The sequence below is a fragment of the Clostridium sp. CM027 genome, assembly GCF_024730565.1.
In the GTDB taxonomy this organism is placed as follows: Bacteria; Bacillota; Clostridia; order Clostridiales; family Clostridiaceae; genus Clostridium_AD; species Clostridium_AD estertheticum_B.
In genome coordinates this window covers 40,611-58,099 of the sequence record NZ_CP077726.1, presented here as the reverse complement: position 1 = coordinate 58,099, position 17,489 = coordinate 40,611, and the positions used below count along the sequence as shown (strand labels likewise).

At 31.3% G+C, this 17,489-nt stretch carries 19 protein-coding genes; 6 read left to right on the top strand and 13 right to left on the bottom strand.

Going from position 1 to position 17,489, the window contains the following annotated elements; genetic code table 11:
* Positions 1-304: 304 nt before the first annotated feature.
* Both KTC92_RS18480 and KTC92_RS18475 read left to right on the top strand, forming a co-directional pair.
* On the top strand, positions 305-937 hold the full coding sequence (locus KTC92_RS18480; RefSeq protein ID WP_258280791.1) for a CatB-related O-acetyltransferase: 633 nt from the start codon (positions 305-307) through the stop codon (positions 935-937).
* A gap of 137 nt (positions 938-1,074) precedes the next feature.
* On the top strand, positions 1,075-1,203 hold the full coding sequence (locus KTC92_RS18475; RefSeq protein WP_258280790.1) for a hypothetical protein: 129 nt from the start codon (positions 1,075-1,077) through the stop codon (positions 1,201-1,203).
* Positions 1,204-1,257: 54 nt separating this feature from the next.
* Here the strand turns inward: KTC92_RS18475 and KTC92_RS18470 are convergent, their stop codons facing one another.
* Positions 1,258-1,806 carry a DUF6144 family protein gene (locus KTC92_RS18470; RefSeq protein WP_220287867.1) on the bottom strand — a complete coding sequence of 183 codons (549 nt, stop codon included), beginning with the start codon at positions 1,804-1,806 and terminating at the stop codon, positions 1,258-1,260.
* A 340-nt stretch (positions 1,807-2,146) separates the two neighbouring features.
* Entirely contained in the window at positions 2,147-2,416 is a 270-nt protein-coding gene (locus KTC92_RS18465; RefSeq protein WP_220287865.1) for a CD3324 family protein, read from the bottom strand.
* A gap of 1,844 nt (positions 2,417-4,260) precedes the next feature.
* Between KTC92_RS18465 and KTC92_RS18460 the strand changes: the two genes are divergently transcribed.
* The 4 genes from KTC92_RS18460 (at position 4,261) to KTC92_RS18445 (ending at position 6,471) form a co-directional block, all read left to right on the top strand.
* Complete coding sequence (locus KTC92_RS18460) at positions 4,261-4,866, top strand: type IV toxin-antitoxin system AbiEi family antitoxin domain-containing protein (RefSeq protein ID WP_220287918.1); 606 nt, start codon at positions 4,261-4,263, stop codon at positions 4,864-4,866.
* On the top strand, positions 4,863-5,804 hold the full coding sequence (locus KTC92_RS18455) for a nucleotidyl transferase AbiEii/AbiGii toxin family protein (RefSeq protein ID WP_220287356.1): 942 nt from the start codon (positions 4,863-4,865) through the stop codon (positions 5,802-5,804). The genes KTC92_RS18460 and KTC92_RS18455 overlap by 4 nt, the downstream gene beginning before the upstream one ends.
* 236 nt (positions 5,805-6,040) lie before the next feature.
* A complete protein-coding gene (locus tag KTC92_RS18450) occupies positions 6,041-6,250 on the top strand; it encodes a hypothetical protein (protein WP_258280789.1) in 210 nt (69 codons plus the stop codon).
* On the top strand, positions 6,232-6,471 hold the full coding sequence (locus KTC92_RS18445) for an alpha/beta fold hydrolase (protein ID WP_258280788.1): 240 nt from the start codon (positions 6,232-6,234) through the stop codon (positions 6,469-6,471). The genes KTC92_RS18450 and KTC92_RS18445 overlap by 19 nt, the downstream gene beginning before the upstream one ends.
* Before the next feature lie 524 nt (positions 6,472-6,995).
* Here the strand turns inward: KTC92_RS18445 and KTC92_RS18440 are convergent.
* The 11 genes from KTC92_RS18440 to KTC92_RS18390 all read right to left on the bottom strand — a co-directional run bounded on the left by KTC92_RS18440 (position 6,996) and on the right by KTC92_RS18390 (position 17,050).
* Entirely contained in the window at positions 6,996-7,313 is a 318-nt protein-coding gene (locus tag KTC92_RS18440; protein ID WP_220287353.1) for a hypothetical protein, read from the bottom strand.
* A 526-nt stretch (positions 7,314-7,839) separates the two neighbouring features.
* A complete protein-coding gene (locus KTC92_RS18435) occupies positions 7,840-10,008 on the bottom strand; it encodes a peptidase domain-containing ABC transporter (protein ID WP_220287352.1) in 2,169 nt (722 codons plus the stop codon).
* Positions 10,009-10,105: 97 nt separating this feature from the next.
* On the bottom strand, positions 10,106-13,330 hold the full coding sequence (locus KTC92_RS18430; RefSeq protein ID WP_220287350.1) for a type 2 lanthipeptide synthetase LanM family protein: 3,225 nt from the start codon (positions 13,328-13,330) through the stop codon (positions 10,106-10,108).
* An 85-nt stretch (positions 13,331-13,415) separates the two neighbouring features.
* A complete protein-coding gene (locus KTC92_RS18425) occupies positions 13,416-13,577 on the bottom strand; it encodes a lacticin 481 family lantibiotic (RefSeq protein ID WP_216304658.1) in 162 nt (53 codons plus the stop codon).
* 72 nt (positions 13,578-13,649) lie between these two features.
* A complete protein-coding gene (locus KTC92_RS18420; protein ID WP_216304658.1) occupies positions 13,650-13,811 on the bottom strand; it encodes a lacticin 481 family lantibiotic in 162 nt (53 codons plus the stop codon).
* A 72-nt stretch (positions 13,812-13,883) separates the two neighbouring features.
* The gene (locus tag KTC92_RS18415; protein ID WP_216304658.1) at positions 13,884-14,045 is read right to left on the bottom strand and encodes a lacticin 481 family lantibiotic; all 162 of its coding nucleotides are present in this window, start codon (positions 14,043-14,045) and stop codon (positions 13,884-13,886) included.
* 72 nt (positions 14,046-14,117) lie between these two features.
* Positions 14,118-14,279: a lacticin 481 family lantibiotic gene (locus tag KTC92_RS18410; protein ID WP_216304658.1), complete on the bottom strand. Its 162-nt coding sequence runs from the start codon at positions 14,277-14,279 to the stop codon at positions 14,118-14,120.
* Between the two features lie 72 nt (positions 14,280-14,351).
* Positions 14,352-14,513 (bottom strand): lacticin 481 family lantibiotic, encoded by a 162-nt coding sequence (locus KTC92_RS18405; protein ID WP_216304658.1) that lies wholly within the window; start codon positions 14,511-14,513, stop codon positions 14,352-14,354.
* Positions 14,514-14,644: 131 nt separating this feature from the next.
* Positions 14,645-15,388: an ABC transporter permease gene (locus KTC92_RS18400; protein ID WP_220287348.1), complete on the bottom strand. Its 744-nt coding sequence runs from the start codon at positions 15,386-15,388 to the stop codon at positions 14,645-14,647.
* Positions 15,389-15,403: 15 nt separating this feature from the next.
* On the bottom strand, positions 15,404-16,138 hold the full coding sequence (locus KTC92_RS18395) for an ABC transporter permease (RefSeq protein ID WP_220287346.1): 735 nt from the start codon (positions 16,136-16,138) through the stop codon (positions 15,404-15,406).
* The gene (locus KTC92_RS18390; RefSeq protein ID WP_216304607.1) at positions 16,139-17,050 is read right to left on the bottom strand and encodes an ABC transporter ATP-binding protein; all 912 of its coding nucleotides are present in this window, start codon (positions 17,048-17,050) and stop codon (positions 16,139-16,141) included.
* Positions 17,051-17,489: the final 439 nt, after the last annotated feature.

Genomic DNA, 17,489 nt, shown 5'->3' with positions numbered 1-17,489 from the left:
AAAGTCTGTTTTCATAACATTTGTTGTGTTTTCCTTGACTGATAAAATTACACTTTAAGGGGGAATGGTCTAAGATTTTTTTATTGGATTATAGTTAGCACTCTTTGTAAAATTCCCGCTAAATAATAGTAATATATCGTACATAATGGTATTATTTACTTGTCAATTAATCCGTAATTGTATAAAACAACGAAAGAAATAAGGATTATTTTAGGAGTGGTTCTATGAAAAAATGTATTGTAATAATGGGATAGTCAAAAAATTAGCATAATTCATTAGCATAATACAAAGGAGAGAGGTAAACATGACTATTCCAAATACAAATAAAGAATATCCAAGAAATAACGATTACCAAACAATATATCTTAAAAATGTAATTACAAGAGATAATATAAAAGTTGGAGATTATACAATATATAATGATTATTATAATGATCCAAGGGATTTTGAAAAAAATAATGTATTATATCAGTATCCTGTAAACAATGATAAATTAATAATTGGGAAATTTTGTTCAATTGCATGTAAAGCGAAGTTTCTCATGACAAGTGGAAATCACACAATGAAATCACTATCTACTTATACATTTCCAATATTTTATGAGGAATGGGGCTTAGACGTCGGCCATATAACAAATGCTTGGGATAATAAGGGGGATATTGTAATTGGAAATGATGTGTGGATAGGTTATGACGCTATAATTATGGCAGGTGTGAAAATTGGAGATGGTGCAATTATTGGAACTAGGGCAGTAGTTACCAAGGATGTTCCGCCATATACTATTGTTGGAGGAGTACCCTCTAAAGTTATAAAGAAAAGGTATGATGATGACATAATTTCTAAATTGCTTAAAATTAAGTGGTGGAATTGGACATATGAAAAAATCCAAGCAAATATTAAATATATTCAATCAGGAAACATTGATAAGTTAAAGTGATAGTTTAAAAATATCAACTCATGTAAAAGTGAACAACTCAAGTAACCCCATATCATTAGATGTGGGGTTTAGTGTATTAAGGATGTACTAGTAATAATATTTATTGCGATTGCAACGATGTTAATGTCTTAAATGACGTGAAAGTAGATCTTTCACGTCATTTCTCTAAAGAACAAAAGGATGCTTTTCGTAAAATGGATATCACAAATCCTATAGTTGAGGATGGATATATTGGCATTGATACTCAAAAGGACAACATATATTAATTTACTACTCCATTCAGATTTGATTGAAGTATTACCTTTATGTAGGGCATTCGCCTATTTCCAAATAGAATCACGAGGAATGATTTTCATAAGACATATATCGTCACCCATTTTTATACTTTTTAATAATTCTACAACGACTTCACAGCCAAAAGCTTTTTCGAAAAGAACTTTACTGTACCCTACAGTGCATTGACACCATGTATCCGTATTTAATTTATTCACATCGGCAAGCATCGGACAAGGGCAAAACGGAAATTGTAGATAGAGTTCCCCATTTGTGTATGATAGTCCAGCTGCCTTTGCTTTATCTTGGTTTGCAAATTCTTCTAAATTAGACGATGATGCAACCAGTTCTTGCACTAACGCTAATTTTTCATCCATCCCATATCCACATTGACAGTTCATTCTAATCTGCTTAACGGTAGACCTATCAAAGTTGCTTTCTAGTCTGTTCATGGTGGATTTCACCCATGTCGCATTATCTTCTGATGAAGATAGTTCGTGTTCTCCATATACAATTTTTGTTGCCATTTTATCGTCACGCGCATTTTTTACGGCACCAAAAATTACTTGCTCTTGGATTTTTCTAATATCAAACATAATAAAACCTCATTTTCTCAATTTTTTGTGAGCTGTGGTTAAGGTACTCTGTCTTTTTACCACACTTCTTACAATATTAAATTGTAGGTGGTGGGGATAGGTACTGTATATCCAAGGTTAACTTTTGCATGAAAAATTCGCCTCCATATTAACAATTAATAGGGAAGATAACGGGTGGATTGTCACAAAATTTTTTCATCATAAGTCCTCCTAATCTAGTATTTTTTCTACTTGAATTGTACCATCCGAGCATTCAAAACTAAACCTTAAAGACAGTTAATAAAAAAAAATGAGCCAATACAGTAATAAAACTGCATTGGCTCATTTCGAAAATTAAATACTATTTTTTTTGTTCCCTAATTATCCTTTGTATACTTTTCAAGGATAAAAAATATTTTTTAGATAAATCTTGTGAATTATTACCCGCTAAATAGTCTTCATAAATATGTGTATTTCGTTTATATAATTCTTGTCGGGTAGAGGTTTTGGCTCCCCATTCTTTTTTATTGCTTGGTTTTCTTGGAATATAGATAAACTCACCATCTACATATTCCTGAACCTTTTCGATCAAATTATTAGGGAGTATATACATTGCTTTGTTATAGCTCATCTTTGCCCTCCTAAAGGTTTTGTTTCTATTAGGAATAGCAAAGGCTATGTGTTTTAACTGCTCGTTGCAATAGCCTTTGCTATGCAACAATAACGATTGGATTAAACATACACTTTCAAACCTCCTTTTACAGGATCTTATAAATTATAATATCATACTTATATTACCACAGCTGCCATCACTAGCTATTTACTAAATAAAAAAAATCTGCACCATTTATGGTACGGTTCAGCTTAACTAATTCTAAATATAACTGAAATATATAGTTATATCACAATCTTTGAATATTACGTCTCAGATAATCTCATATCTAACGATGTGGGGTTTAATATATTTAGATTATATTAATATTCTGAAAGTAACTCAAATGTAATTGAGTTACTTTCACATTGATGCTATTGCCTACTCCTTTAAAATTTCAATTTGAATGTAACATAACGTGTTGACTCTTTACTTTGTATGTATTACAAATCAGTCTTAATATAATAATAAGACTCAGCAGTCAAAGGCTGGTCCACATCATCTTTTCTCCTTCATGCTTCATACGAAAATCCAATGTGGCACAAGCTCTTTCACTGCTCTAGGTCCATAAGGAAGTTTTGGACAATCTTACTCACTGTCTAGAAGTAACCTAGTCTATTAAAGTAACTAAGCACTCATCTTTCTATTTAGTATTAGTAGCAGTCAGTAAACTAGTCCAAACCAAATAAATATATCCCCCTTCGCCCAAGGGTAACAAGCCCTACTGCAATGCAGCAGGACTTGTTTTTGTCTTCAAAATACTAATATTTAAAAAAATCCACATGTTTTAAAGGTAAAACCTCGCGACTCTCGGGTGAAAAATGGACAGGTTTTTCACCTCAGATTAACAGCGCAATGATGTTTATTCTGAGAATTTAGAGTTTCAAAAAAATAAATCTATAATAGAGGTCAAAAAACTCGTCCATTTTTCACGGCAAATAGACAGGCTTACCCGCCACTTTGTCCCCCAGTAGCTGGGCTAGTCCATTTGCCAGCATCCTACAAGTTTTAAAAAAATAATTAGTTATCGTGTTTTCCTTTTTTGAATTATTAATTTTATTGTTATAGTAAATATATTTTATAAAACCTTATAGCTCTTATTATAATAATTATTATGTTTTAACTTTATTACTATTACTAGTAGTATAGCGAATTTGGAAGGACAAGTTCTGGGCACGTATACCGTCACCCCAAAAAGAACAAGCTTCAGCATAAGTATTTCTAAGCGTACCCTGGTTTTCGTCCCTCAACCCCTGGTAAACTAAGAAATTCTAATGATAAAGCTGGTCCTTTTTTGGGTACCCGACGGCGTGCATCGAATTCTAACTAAATTTTAATTAAATTTAATTCAATCATTCTATATAAATAATCAAAAAAACTAAGTCTACGCACGCATCTGTAGTTTAAGCATACCTTTAAATCTAAATACGTACATCGCCGATGGACAAGCCCAGGGCTTGTCCACCTTGAACAAGTTGTGATGAACCCACAACTTGCACAAGGTGGCTGGGTATTTCAAATATACGTGCGTAGTATTGTTTACATCTGATACTCATGCAATTTAGCTATGGCAACACTTCGCATAATAAATTTTGCTGAAAATAGCCCTAATCTATATTTTTTATTACTGTTTTAGTTAGCATTATCAATACTACAACTGCAGCTCCGCAGGAGATGATTTAACAAAAACAATACAAGTATGAATTTTTGCAGTAGTTTTGTTAGATTAATATTGAAAAAAAATCATAAACAATGTATAATTAATTTAACACATATACTGCATATTAGAACAAGTGAAGAATATTTGTTAGAGAGGTGAGAGTATGAATGAAATAATAAAACAAGAAATTAAAGAATTATTTTTCAAGAATAAAGGCTATGCTACAACAAAAGAAATATCAGGAAAGGGGATAAATAGATACTATGTTAGCACCCTTGAAAAATCAGGCGTTATTTCAAAAATAAAAACGGGATTATACAAGTGGGTAGATTATGATTTTCAATACAATTTTGAATTAGTTGATGTATTTAAAATAGTCCCTAAAGGGATATTGTGCCTTACTTCTGCATTAGCTTATCATGATTTAACAACTATTAACCCCTGGCAGTATGAGATTGCTATAGAAAGAAGCAGTAAAGTTATAATACCTAAGTATCCACCAATTAAACTTCTATATTTTTCACAAAAGCAGCTAAATATAGGTATAACTAATATAGAAGTAGATGGACATTTAATTAAGATATATGATATAGAAAAGACAATATGTGATTGCATAAGATATAGAAATAAAATTGGAATTGATATTGTAAAAGAAGGAATTAATGAGTATATAAAAAGGAAAGATAGAAACTTTAACAAATTAATGAAATATGCGGAAGTTTGTAGAGTTCAAAAAATACTAAAACAGTATTTGGAGGTGCTTGTATGAGTAAGCCAATAAAAGATATTACTGCATCGGTAAGAGCAAGACTTGCGATTATAGCAAAAAAGGAACAAAGAAGTTTCGATTCAGTATTACTGTTATACATGCAAGAAAGAATATTATATAGATTGTCTATTTCAAAGTATTGTGAGCAATTTATATTAAAGGGTGGACTATTAATATTCATGTTAACAGAGTATAAGGGAAGACCCACAAAGGATATAGACTTTTTAGCAGAACAAATATCAAATGATATAGAAAATATAAGAAAAGCATTTTCAGAAATATGTAAAGTTCAGTGTGAGGATGATGGACTAGTTTTTAGTGGAGATGAAATTGATGTTGAAGAGATAAAAAAAGATGGAGAATATCACGGTATAAGAGTAAAAACTAATTGTTTTTTAGGTAATGCGAGAAAGGTGTTACAACTAGATATTGGGTTTGGCGATGTTGTTGTACCAAGGCCACAAATGATGGAGTGTCCAATAATACTTGATATGAAAGCACCATTAATAAAAGTATATTCTTTAGAGTCCATTATTTCAGAAAAGTTTCAAGCTATGATTTCATTATCAGTAATTAATAGTAGAATGAAAGATTTCTACGATATATTTACTCTTTTAAGCACTAATAGTTTTGACGGAAGGAAGCTACAGGAGGCTGTAGATAAAACATTGCAAACAAGGCACACGGTGATTGAAAGAGAAAATATTATTTTCACAGAAGACTTTATGAAAGATGTAAATAGAATTAAAATGTGGAAAGCTTTTTTAAGAAAGATAAACTCCGTTAATATTGAGTTTGACGAAGTTATGAGAGAAATTATAATATTTCTTAAACCTATTTATAATGTGATTGTTCATGAAGAAGAATTTTTCGAGTTTTGGGATCATGATAAAAAGCGGTGGGGGAAGTATAAAAATAATATTGAGGAAATAAAATAGCTGTTCTGATTTAAATGGAAGTATCAAGTAGTTATGTATTTGTTTTTTAGCAAGTAAAATCTGCCCGCATACGCTTCCATATTTCACACTGGGATCGCACCGACAAACTAATAAATGTAAATACTTTACTCGTTAAGTAACGGTAATAATAGTATAATTTGTGTTGCAACAGTATAATGTTACAGACTAACTTCTTAATTAATATGTGTAAATAAATATTTATAGGGGGTATACATATGGATATGATTGATATTGGTGGATATAGTTTAAACGTTAATTGTTATGGGAGAGGAACGCCAACTGTGATATTTGAATCAGGTCTAGGTGATGACAATGGAGTTTGGACGTTAGTACAGCCAGAAATTTCAAAAATAAAAGAACATTTTCTTATGGTAGAGCAGGTCTCGGAAATAGTGATACAGGTGACTTGCCAAGAACCAGCTTAGACCAAGTTCACGAGTTACATACTGTTTTAAATAAAGCAAAGGTTAAATCCCCCTATATTATAGTTGCGCATTCAATTGGAGGCTATAATGCAAGATTATTCGCAGGTACATACCCTAAAGAAGTGTCTGGTATTATATTTGTTGATTGTTCGCATGAAAATCAATTTGAAGATAGGGTGAAACGTTCTTCTTCAAAAGAAATAGAAATCGCGAAAAGCTAATTAATTGGTGCAGAGCAAACTTTTGATGAATTACTAATTAGTGCAAATCAAGTAAAAGAAATAAGAAAAAAGGATGCATTAAGGAGTATTCCAATAGTTGTCCTTACCTCTGGGCATAAAGGTGACAAATCTTCTACCATTACAGAAGAAACCTGGTTAAACTATCAAAATGACTTAGTATCATTATCAAATTATTGTAAACACATTATTGTTGAGGATAGCAGTCATTATATACAGAAGGATAAGCCCCAGGTAGTAATTGATGCAATAAAAGGGATAATTAATGGAATGAGTAAATAGATTCAGCAGTAGATGAAATCAATTTTATAATAAGATATAGATTTTAAGTTATTCCCAAAATGAGCATAATTCTAATTTACAGTTAGTTCGTAACTTTCATATATTGTTCAACAACCCAAAAGGCAGCAATGCCTTTTTTTCTTTTCTTAAGATTGATGATAAACAGGTATTTAAATTTAAAAATCCATTTTTTTACACACTTATAGCCGTTTTTGGTTCCGTTACTACCTGTACCCCAAATCTGCTCCTTCTTTGCTCCGTTGCTTCTCTAAAGAATTTTTCAATTCTGCTTTCATGTCTGATATCGATAAAAGTACATCATTGAATTCTCCGCTTCCTGAATATTCTATGTCAAATTCTAAATCTTGACCCTTAATTTTTTCAGTAGCCTTCAGGAGAGGCAATAGATTTTTATTTAGTTTTTTTGCATAGATAGTGGTAATGATTAAAACAATAGAAAAATATAAGATAATAAAGATTATGGTCATAATTATTTCAGAATCTGGTAAATGTTGATTTAAAAACTCAGATTTGTAGCTCATTTGAACATAATACTCTAAAAGGGGTAGTGCTCGCAAAACGCGGATTTTATACATTAAGACAGTTATTACCAAAAAATCTTTTATCAAAACATTCTGACTTAGAATTAATACCTAATAGTTCTAACTCGAAAAGATATATAACATCAGTGTAGATTATTGATATATCTAGGGTTTAATCACTAAATGATAAGCTCTTATTTTTTTTACTCAAAACAAGTTAGTTAAAGTTCAGTTATAGTATTGATAATGCTAACTAAAACAGTAAGAAAAACATTAAATTAACACGAGTATATTTAATATTCTCTCTGAATTTATCGCCATTTTGGTAATATGTGTCTTAACGTGGTAAATTTACGCTTAGCGATTACTACCCCTATAAGGGATTGAGTTTTCAGTACAGGACAGCTATGTTCTTTATACCCCTTTTCGGGGGAATGGGCAAAAATACCCAATGTGAATTACCCAAATTAGCGGCAACATCCACTCCAAATTGATGGTGATATTTAAGAAACTATATAATTCAATATCAGGCAAGGTATGCTGATTTTGAATTATATAGCTTCTTGTAATAGCTGCATCTTGCAATAAGCTCCTTATGTGTTCCATGATCTAATATCTGTCCGTTTTCTACAACGAAAATCATATCAGAATTTATTATAGTGCTGAGCCTGTGTGCTATTATTACCTGTGTACAGTTTATCTCATCTAAGTTTCTCTGTATTGTAGATTCAGTCACAGTATCAAGAGCACTTGTAGCTTCATCTAAAAGAAGTATTATTGGTCTGTTTACAATGGCTCTTGCAAGTGCGATTCTCTGCTTTTGTCCTCCTGAAAGGTTTCCTCCAGATTCAGATATTATTGTATTGTAGTTCATAGGCATCCTTTCAATATCTTCGCTTATATCAGCTGCTTCAGCTGCCCACAAAACATCTTCCATATCCATATCATCACAGTTTGCAATTATATTTTCGTATATTGTCTTGTTAAACAGGAAGTTTTCCTGTAGAACCACTGAAATGTTTTGTCTTAAATACTTTCTATTTAATTCATTACTTTTATAATTATCAAAAAATATGTTTCCCTTTATAGGATTGTAAAGTCCTACTATAAGTTTTGCAAGTGTGCTCTTTCCAGAGCCTGATTTACCAACTATTGCAACCTTCTGGCCTGCCTTTATCTCCATATTTATATTCTTAAGTGAATAATCACCGTAATCAGAATATTTAAAAGAAACATCTTCTATCTTTATATTTCCTTTTAGGTTCACATCTACTACGGTTCCTGTTTTTTCAACCTCACTATCCATAACATCATATATCCTATCAAGAAGTGTATCCACCATAACAAAGTCGTTAACCATGCTTACAAGTGAATTAAGTGGTGAAAGGAATGATACTGAAAGTGTTTGAAATGCAAATAATGTACCTATTGACATCTGATTTCTTGAAATCTCGTATAGTCCAATTATTAATATAAACACTGTTGAAAATGTAAGAAGTGCTTTGTTTATAGTATCAATCTTTGCCTGAAAATACGCTCTGTCTTGAGTCTTATCAAGCTGTGTCTCAAAAAGATTGTTCCATTTTTGATTTATAAAATCCTCAATTCCAAGAGATTTTACTGTACATATTCCGCCAAGAACTTCTGTCATGAATGAAGAAACTGATGTCTGTGCACGGACCTGTGATCTTGTAAGACCATCAACCCTATTCTTTGAAAGGAAGAATACAGATATCTGCATAATTCCTATTAAAAGAAGCCCGAAAGCCACTGCGTAAGATTTATAGCATATATATCCGAAAGTTATTGTAATTAAAAATATATTTATTATTGTAGATATAAAATTCTGTGATAATATTTCTCTTATTCTTACATTACTGTTGATCCTCATTATAAGATCGCCTTTAGAACGTGTTTCAAAATACTTATATGGCAGTCTTAAAAGATGTGTAAGAAACTGGTTTGTAAGACCGCTGTCTAGCGACTTCTGAAGTTTTACTATAAAGAAACTCTTAAGATAGCTGAACATCACCTCAAATACTGTAATTGCAATAAGTGCACCAATTATGATGCCATATATTGAATAGTTTTTAATATCCAGCATGTTGTCAATTGCTACCTGTGTCAAAATCGGTACACCTAGAGATATTAGTTGAAGTACAAGAGCTATTAAAATTGAATATATAAAATATTTTTTATTATCCATGACTATATTCTTAAAATAATTAAGCTTTGTAAAACTCTTCTCAGTATGCTGCTCAAAATCGTCCTTAGGATATGCAACCATAAATACCTTGGAATACTTCTCTTCAAATTCTTTTTTCGTAACATTTACTCTTCCGCTCATAGGATCATTGATTGCATATCCATTTTTACAAATTCTTTCCAATATAACATAGTGCTTGTTTTCCCAGAATATAATGCTTGGCAAAAAGCTGTTGTTAAGGGTAGAACTTTCTGCCTTCTTTGCAAAACACTTTAACTTGTATGATTCAGCTACCTGCTTTATCTTAAAAAGTGATATTCCGTCTCTGCTGTTTCCTATAGAAGAAAATCTTTCTTTTATGCTGGTAAAATTAATATCATATCCGTAATAAGATAAAATCATCTGAAGACATGTAGGGCCGCAGTCATACTGATTCATCTGTATCTTGCTAGGTACTCTCTTTTTTAATGCCATATTTTGAAATATCATAAATATGCACCTCCAAAATAATTTTTAATTGTGAACTTAGTCACATAAAAGAAAATAATAGATAAGCATACTGGTCTATTATTTTCTTGATTGTGCCTTATGCTGCTGGTCCTTCTAAAATTAATGCTGATGGGATTTCGTTATTATATAATCTTAATAATTCATATCCAATACCTGATAAACCAAGCATAAAGTTAGGAATCTGAACCCTTCCAGGTATTCCTGATTTCCAATTGCCATTGTCTTTATTTACGCTGTCTAACATGTAACCACCCATTGTATATACAAAATTCTTTAATTCTTTGTCATTCATCTTTTCTGCTGCTAAAAGTATAAGTTCAAGACTTCCAAGATCTCCATGGCAAAGGCAGTAATTTATCTGTTTAAATCCCTCATTTATAGTCTTTTGAACTGAATTTCTTACATCATTTTTTATTATCGCTGAGTCACAATATTTTAGCATTGCCACTCTTGCCATTCCAATTCCTGGAGCTCCATTGCACCAGTAGGAAACATTCTTCTTGTCCTTTTCTCTATTAGCCTCATCCTTATCAAAAGATCTGAGGTCCTTCCAGTTCATCTCATCCTCATCATATAAGCTGTTTTCATAAGCTATGGCTTCATTTGCTATATTTAAATATTTATCATCCTTAGTAAGATCATATAAAGTCATAAGACTTAAAGCTATTCCAGCATTTCCATGAGCCATGCCTGCTATAGGATAATTATTTAATTTAGATGTTATCCAGCCTACACCCTTTTCAGACTTAACACTTTTTTTTACAAGATGGTCACCGCATTTTCTTGCAAGTTCAAGAGCTTTTTCATAATGAAAATTCTTATAAAAATCTGCACATACTATTAAAGTGCTTGAGCATCCTGCCATTATGTCAAAGTGGTCATCATCTTCTATTCCTGTTTCAATAAGATTTATTACTTCCTCAGCCTTTTTAATAAGATCTTCTCTATTAAAAAGCTTTGCAACATGCATTGCAAGGTAAACAAATGCAGACATTCCCATGAATGCAGATATATTATCAACTCTGCCTGCCATTATAAGATCATAGCTTGTGTTTATGCACTTTTCACAAATATCTTTATACTTTTGATTTCCTGTTTCCTTTGCAAGATATGCATAAAACATTCCTATTCCTGTAACGCCGTTATAGAATTCTGATTTCACAATTTTAAACTCTATCTTCTCATCCGGATTCATTCCAAGGTTAATCCATGATATACTTCTCTCATCATCACCTATTATTGCAGAACTCATTATACTCTCTGCAATTCTTTCAGCTTCCTTTAAGAATGCACTCTTTTTTACTTCATAATTGAAAGACCTGTCAATTTTATCTAAAGTTACGGCAGCCTCATCTTGGGCTTTTTCACTTTCAAAACTTTCCTTTAAGAAATACTTTGTGTTTATAGTTGTCTTTATAAAATCCCACTGTCTTTGAAAATCATCATCACTTAAAGAATTTATAAGATCTATGCTTTTTGACATTGCATCATTATTAAATGCATCCTTAACACTTCCAATTCCGTTGCTGTTTATTAAATCCTTATTATTAATTCCAGCTCTGAATAAAGGAATATCACCCCTTAAAAGATCTTCAATCTCATAAGGAATACTTTGCATTCTGTCAGGTTCAACCTTAAGTACAAGCCATAAGTAATCAAAAATATGGTTTCTGCTTATGCCGTTTCTTAAATGCTTAGGATGACTGCTTGCTTCAAGAAGTGTTCTGTATACTATAGTTGACCTTATTATGGTACGTACATTTTTGCCGCTAAATAAGCTTTTTATAACATGAGCAAGCTCTTCCTTATTTCTTCTCATAAGATCATAGCATGTGGTAAATCCATTCTTTATACTATCAACATACATCTTTGGAATTATGATTTCACCATTTAAAGAAGGAAGATGGTTACTGCTATTTACTGTAATTTTAGTTCTTACTATTTTTATCTCATCTGTATTTTTATTTTGTATATCATACATATTAAGGATCTGGTCAATGTCACCTGCAATTCCGCTTATATCACTGTCATACAAAAAGTTTGCATCAAGTACTGGAAGCATTGCCGTCTTTAAAACAGATTCCTTAATATATTTCTCAGCCTTTGTTACAGCTGACCCTGAAAGATCTATATCATCTCTTAAGCTTATCTCATTGTGAAATAATGACTCCAAATCTACAAATACAGGATATTCTCCATTAGCGATTATGTTTTCGCAATGCATGTCTGCTCCATTTAAAATATGAAGTAGTGCTATATATTCGCCCTGTCTCTCAAAGAAGTTATTTATCTTCTCATTACTAGAAACTTCCTCATATTTCATAAACTCCTGCCATCCATAAGTGCCTTTATTTAAAACCTTCATAGTCTTAAAGTCCTTCTCTATACCCTTTTCATTAAACCATTCAAGGAGCTTTTGGAAGCTTTCATCTATAGACAAGTCCCTTGGCTTATATAATATATTGATTCCTTCAGCAAAATTAAATCTTAATACACATTTTCCTCCATCATGAAGGTCTCCCATGTTCTCCATACCGCGTATATTATCAATCTTTATATTAAAATAACTTTCAATTTCTTCTTTATCATTAACTAATGTTTCAATTACATTTATAATATTCTCAGTAATTCCTACTGCATTTTCTACTGTAAGCCTTGCAAGTACTGGATATTCAATAAGCAACTTTAATATGGATTCATTGCTATCTAAATTTGTTTTAACAAAATAATCATAACGATCTTCTCTTGTATCTCCCTTAAGTTTGCCATTAATCCTTCTGCTGTTAAGCTCATACGTAAGTGTTTTAAGTCCCATGCTTACTACTGCTTCTGTAATTAGTCCAACTGCTATCTTTATTATTGTATCTATATCAAACTGATCTTTAAAAAAGTTCAGTCTTTCTTTCATAACCATTATACTTCTTTTTAAAAAAGGAACTGCAAATTCAAAAAAAGGTAGTTCATCCTTATTGAACATAATATAATCATCAATGCATATATAATTTTCTTCAGTAAATATATCTGTCAAATCCTTGTGCCATATAAAGTTTGTGTTATTAACGTCAAAGGGTAATTCATCTGTTACCATATCAAATTCCTTAAGGCTGATGCCTTCTGCATCTACTCTTTTCATCATAAGCTCTTTGTCATTTTTAAATAATTTCATCCACTTTCCAATATTCTTAAATTCATCTGTGTTATCTTGTATCTTTTTATTTTCAAAATTGTAATATTTGATTTTTTCACTTATGTATAGCGCATTAGACCATCTGTTATCCTTGAGTAACTCTTTAATACTCATATTTTTCCCTCCAAATACTTAATATATTTAAAGTGAATACAATTATCAAAGATAACCATATTCACTTTGCTATTTACAATGTAAATTATTTGCAACAGCCACCCCAGCTAGCTGGTGATACTGAATTATAGTAGCATTCGTGTGTAAATGTAGTTATAACTCCATTTCCTGCTCCTGTTAATTTTTCTAATTCCTCATCTTTTACGTCATTAATTGCTTCTAAAGCTTCTTCATTTAATTTTTTCATTGTATTGTCCTCCTCAAATTTAATTTAATATTTTTATAATTGATATTAATGCGTTAGGCTTGTCTTCAAAAATTATTTGCAACAGCCACCCCAGCTAGCTGGTGATACTGAATTATAGTAGCATTCATGTGTAAATGTAGTTATAACCCCATTTCCTGCTCCTGTTAATTTTTCTAATTCCTCATCTTTTACGTCATTAATTGCTTCTAAAGCTTCCTCATTTAATTTTTTCATTGTATTGTCCTCCTCAAATTTAATTTAATATTTTTATAATTGATATTAATGCGTTAGGCTTGTCTTCAAAAATTATTTGCAACAGCCACCCCAGCTAGCTGGTGATACTGAATTATAGTAGCATTCGTGTGTAAATGTAGTTATAACTCCATTTCCTGCTCCTGTTAATTTTTCTAATTCCTCATCTTTTACGTCATTAATTGCTTCTAAAGCTTCTTCATTTAATTTTTTCATTGTATTGTCCTCCTCAAATTTAATTTAATATTTTTATAATTGATATTAATGCGTTAGGCTTGTCTTCAAAAATTATTTGCAACAGCCACCCCAGCTAGCTGGTGATACTGAATTATAGTAGCATTCATGTGTAAATGTAGTTATAACCCCATTTCCTGCTCCTGTTAATTTTTCTAATTCCTCATCTTTTACGTCATTAATTGCTTCTAAAGCTTCCTCATTTAATTTTTTCATTGTATTGTCCTCCTCAAATTTAATTTAATATTTTTATAATTGATATTAATGCGTTAGGCTTGTCTTCAAAAATTATTTGCAACAGCCACCCCAGCTAGCTGGTGATACTGAATTATAGTAGCATTCATGTGTAAATGTAGTTATAACCCCATTTCCTGCTCCTGTTAATTTTTCTAATTCCTCATCTTTTACGTCATTAATTGCTTCTAAAGCTTCCTCATTTAATTTTTTCATTGCATTGTCCTCCTCAAATTTAATTTAATATTTATATGAATTCTTAAAAAAACACTATATATAAGTGATTATTTTAAGAATTATATGCTTAATTAATGATTTTTCATCTAAAATCAGGGATTTTAATAATTTTATTTAATTTCCATATTTTCAAACCTTTTAATTCCAATTATTGCCATTGCTCCTGCAAAAATTAAGCAGTAAAGAATGTAAATAGCTTTAGGAATTACCCCTTCTATGCCTCCACCTGAAAGATCCATTGGAATTTTTTGAAGAGCCCATGGCCATAAATATCTTATGCCGCTTATAGCTCCTATAAAGAATCCACCTAGCGAGCATATTGATGCTATCATTATAGGCTTTGTAAAATCCTCATATTTTAATGAAAGATGAATCTGTATTGCAATAAGTGGAAGGATTCCAACCCATCCAAGGATTAAGCATTCAAGTATTTTACTTATTGGAAATGAACCTGTTATTCCAAAGAGTTTTCCAAAAATAAAATATGATATTCCAAACACAGATTGAAGGAACAATACCATTAGTGCTGATATTATAACCTTTGACTTATATAGTGACTTTCTTGATACAGGTGTTGATAAAATTATCTTTAAATTGTCATTTGCATATTCAACCCTGAATATTATGGCGCAGTATACACTTGCTATTATTGGAAGCATAACAGGTGCATAAAACATTCCAACCTGAGACCATGCCTTAAGCCAGTCACCTGTATTTACATCTTTAAATACGGCATAATTAGCCTTAAAATTAAACAATCCTAATATAATTGGTATAAAGGTTATTATTATTGAAATTGGTATAACCTTTTGTCTTTTGAGCTTAAGTAGCTCACACTTAACTAAACCATACACAATATCCCACTCCTTTTAAAAATTTTCTTTGTTATTATAAAGATGTAGTGATATAAAAAACATAACAGCTGCAACAGCTATGCTCACAAAACTAAATAACATGCTGTCCTGATTCATAATAGTAATTGCTTTACGTCCCTCTTGAAATATTGTCATAGGCGCTGTTAAGAATGGATATGTCCATATAAGAACTTTGTGAAAAGGCATAACCATACCAAATACTCCAAGAAAACATCCAACAACACCGCCTGCTATGGAAATACTCTGATTCTTTATCATTGAAGAAAGGCCAAACTGCAGTACTATTACTGGAAGATACCCGATTAAAGGCAGTGCACATTGCTTAAATATAAGAGGATAATCAACACCTTCTGCTCCAACATGTGTCCCAAGAACTATAATCCCAAAGAATTCCACAACTGCTGAAAAAGCAATAAGCACCATCACACATATAAACTTGCCTGCAAAAAGCTTGTTTTTATCACTAACTGCTGTAAACATAAGCTTCCACATATCAGCTTTATACTCAACATCTACAAGTTTGGAGATTACGATTGTGAAAATTATAATCATAATCATAAAATTAAAGCCACTGAAGTTATATAAAACATCCATCCATGTCTGTTTTCCTGTATTTCTTCCTTGACTAATGTAACCGATAAAAAATGATGCAAGTTCGCCTATCAATATAAGAAGAAAAAGTTTTTTCCTTTTAATTTTCATAAATTCAGCTTTAATAATATCTTTCATTTATAAACTATGCTCCTTTCTTGTAAGATTAAGGAAAATGTCCTCAAGAGAAGTTTTCTCCTCCACAATTCTGTAAATCTTAATTCCCTTAAACACAATATTGTCAATTATCTTGCCTAGTATGCTGTCATTACAGTAATTCATTTCAACACATCCTTCATTTATCTTTCCGGCAACTCCGTTTTCATTTAATATATTGATCGTATTCTGAATATTATCTGTACGAAGGACAATCTTTTGCTCACCTTTGCTTCTTAAATCCTCAATAGTTCCCTGATATACAAGGCTTCCTTTTGTGATTACTCCAACATTAGTTGCCATCTGGTCAATCTCTGACAGAAGGTGGCTTGAAATTAATACCGTACTTCCATAAGTCTTTGGAATGTCCTTTATAAGCTCTCTTATTTCATGAATACCTGAAGGGTCAAGACCATTAGTAGGTTCATCTAGGATAAGAAGCTTTGGATTTCTAAGAAGAGCCATAGCTATTCCAAGTCTCTGTCTCATTCCAAGAGAAAATTCCTTAACAAGCTTATTCTTAACATCATCTAATCTTACAGTCTTCAAAACTTTATCAATATTGTCATAAGGTGAATCAGTAAGAGTCCTCATGATTTTTAAGTTTTCATAAGCTGTAAGATGAGGATAGCTTGCAGCATTCTCAATAAGTGCACCCACATTCTTTAATATCTTGGATCTGTTTTCACTGTTCTGCTTCATGCCAAATACATTTACGCTTCCCTTAGTAGGCTTGATAAGTCCAAGAATCATCCTTATAGCTGTTGTCTTTCCTGCACCATTTGGTCCCAGGAATCCGTAAACTTGTCCTTCTCCTATTGATATACTTAAATTGTTAACTGCAAAACTTTCATTATATTTTTTGGTCAGATTATTTGTTTCTATTACAGCCATATATAATACCTCCTATTTCTATAATTATTTTCATAGAATTAAATGATAAATATCATTCTTTTTACGTTGTAGTGACATTTTATAAGATATGTATAAATTCTCAGTGCTTCACATAATTTAAGCCCTGCCTTTATAAGATTCAATTCTTATCATTGATACAAATATTGTCATGTGGCTGTTTTTTACATTAATCGTTGCCATACCCCCACTAGATCAAAATCATCAAATTTAGACATTTTTAAAATCTCCTTTTAATTTTTATTTTTGTTATATTTTTTTAATTTATGTCTTTCATTTCCTTGTATCTAAATATTAACATGCTAACCTATTAATATTTTAAAGTTATAATAAAAAGAGTTTTATACGTAATTATTAGAAATTAAATAACAATTTATAACATAAGTTATACGAAGTGATGCATAAATTACATTTGGTGAAT

Excerpts from the sequence above, each read along its gene's own strand:
- KTC92_RS18480 (WP_258280791.1), top strand. The coding sequence starts at position 305 with ATGACTATTCCAAATACAAATAAAGAATATCCAAGAAATAACGATTAC.
- KTC92_RS18470 (WP_220287867.1), bottom strand. The coding sequence starts at position 1,806 with ATGTTTGATATTAGAAAAATCCAAGAGCAAGTAATTTTTGGTGCCGTA.
- KTC92_RS18465 (WP_220287865.1), bottom strand. The coding sequence starts at position 2,416 with ATGAGCTATAACAAAGCAATGTATATACTCCCTAATAATTTGATCGAA.
- KTC92_RS18460 (WP_220287918.1), top strand. The coding sequence starts at position 4,261 with ATGAATGAAATAATAAAACAAGAAATTAAAGAATTATTTTTCAAGAAT.
- KTC92_RS18455 (WP_220287356.1), top strand. The coding sequence starts at position 4,863 with ATGAGTAAGCCAATAAAAGATATTACTGCATCGGTAAGAGCAAGACTT.
- KTC92_RS18450 (WP_258280789.1), top strand. The coding sequence starts at position 6,041 with ATGGATATGATTGATATTGGTGGATATAGTTTAAACGTTAATTGTTAT.
- KTC92_RS18440 (WP_220287353.1), bottom strand. The coding sequence starts at position 7,313 with ATGAGCTACAAATCTGAGTTTTTAAATCAACATTTACCAGATTCTGAA.
- KTC92_RS18435 (WP_220287352.1), bottom strand. The coding sequence starts at position 10,008 with ATGATATTTCAAAATATGGCATTAAAAAAGAGAGTACCTAGCAAGATA.
- KTC92_RS18430 (WP_220287350.1), bottom strand. The coding sequence starts at position 13,330 with ATGAGTATTAAAGAGTTACTCAAGGATAACAGATGGTCTAATGCGCTA.
- KTC92_RS18425 (WP_216304658.1), bottom strand. The coding sequence starts at position 13,577 with ATGAAAAAATTAAATGAAGAAGCTTTAGAAGCAATTAATGACGTAAAA.
- KTC92_RS18420 (WP_216304658.1), bottom strand. The coding sequence starts at position 13,811 with ATGAAAAAATTAAATGAGGAAGCTTTAGAAGCAATTAATGACGTAAAA.
- KTC92_RS18415 (WP_216304658.1), bottom strand. The coding sequence starts at position 14,045 with ATGAAAAAATTAAATGAAGAAGCTTTAGAAGCAATTAATGACGTAAAA.
- KTC92_RS18410 (WP_216304658.1), bottom strand. The coding sequence starts at position 14,279 with ATGAAAAAATTAAATGAGGAAGCTTTAGAAGCAATTAATGACGTAAAA.
- KTC92_RS18405 (WP_216304658.1), bottom strand. The coding sequence starts at position 14,513 with ATGAAAAAATTAAATGAGGAAGCTTTAGAAGCAATTAATGACGTAAAA.
- KTC92_RS18395 (WP_220287346.1), bottom strand. The coding sequence starts at position 16,138 with ATGAAAGATATTATTAAAGCTGAATTTATGAAAATTAAAAGGAAAAAA.
- KTC92_RS18390 (WP_216304607.1), bottom strand. The coding sequence starts at position 17,050 with ATGGCTGTAATAGAAACAAATAATCTGACCAAAAAATATAATGAAAGT.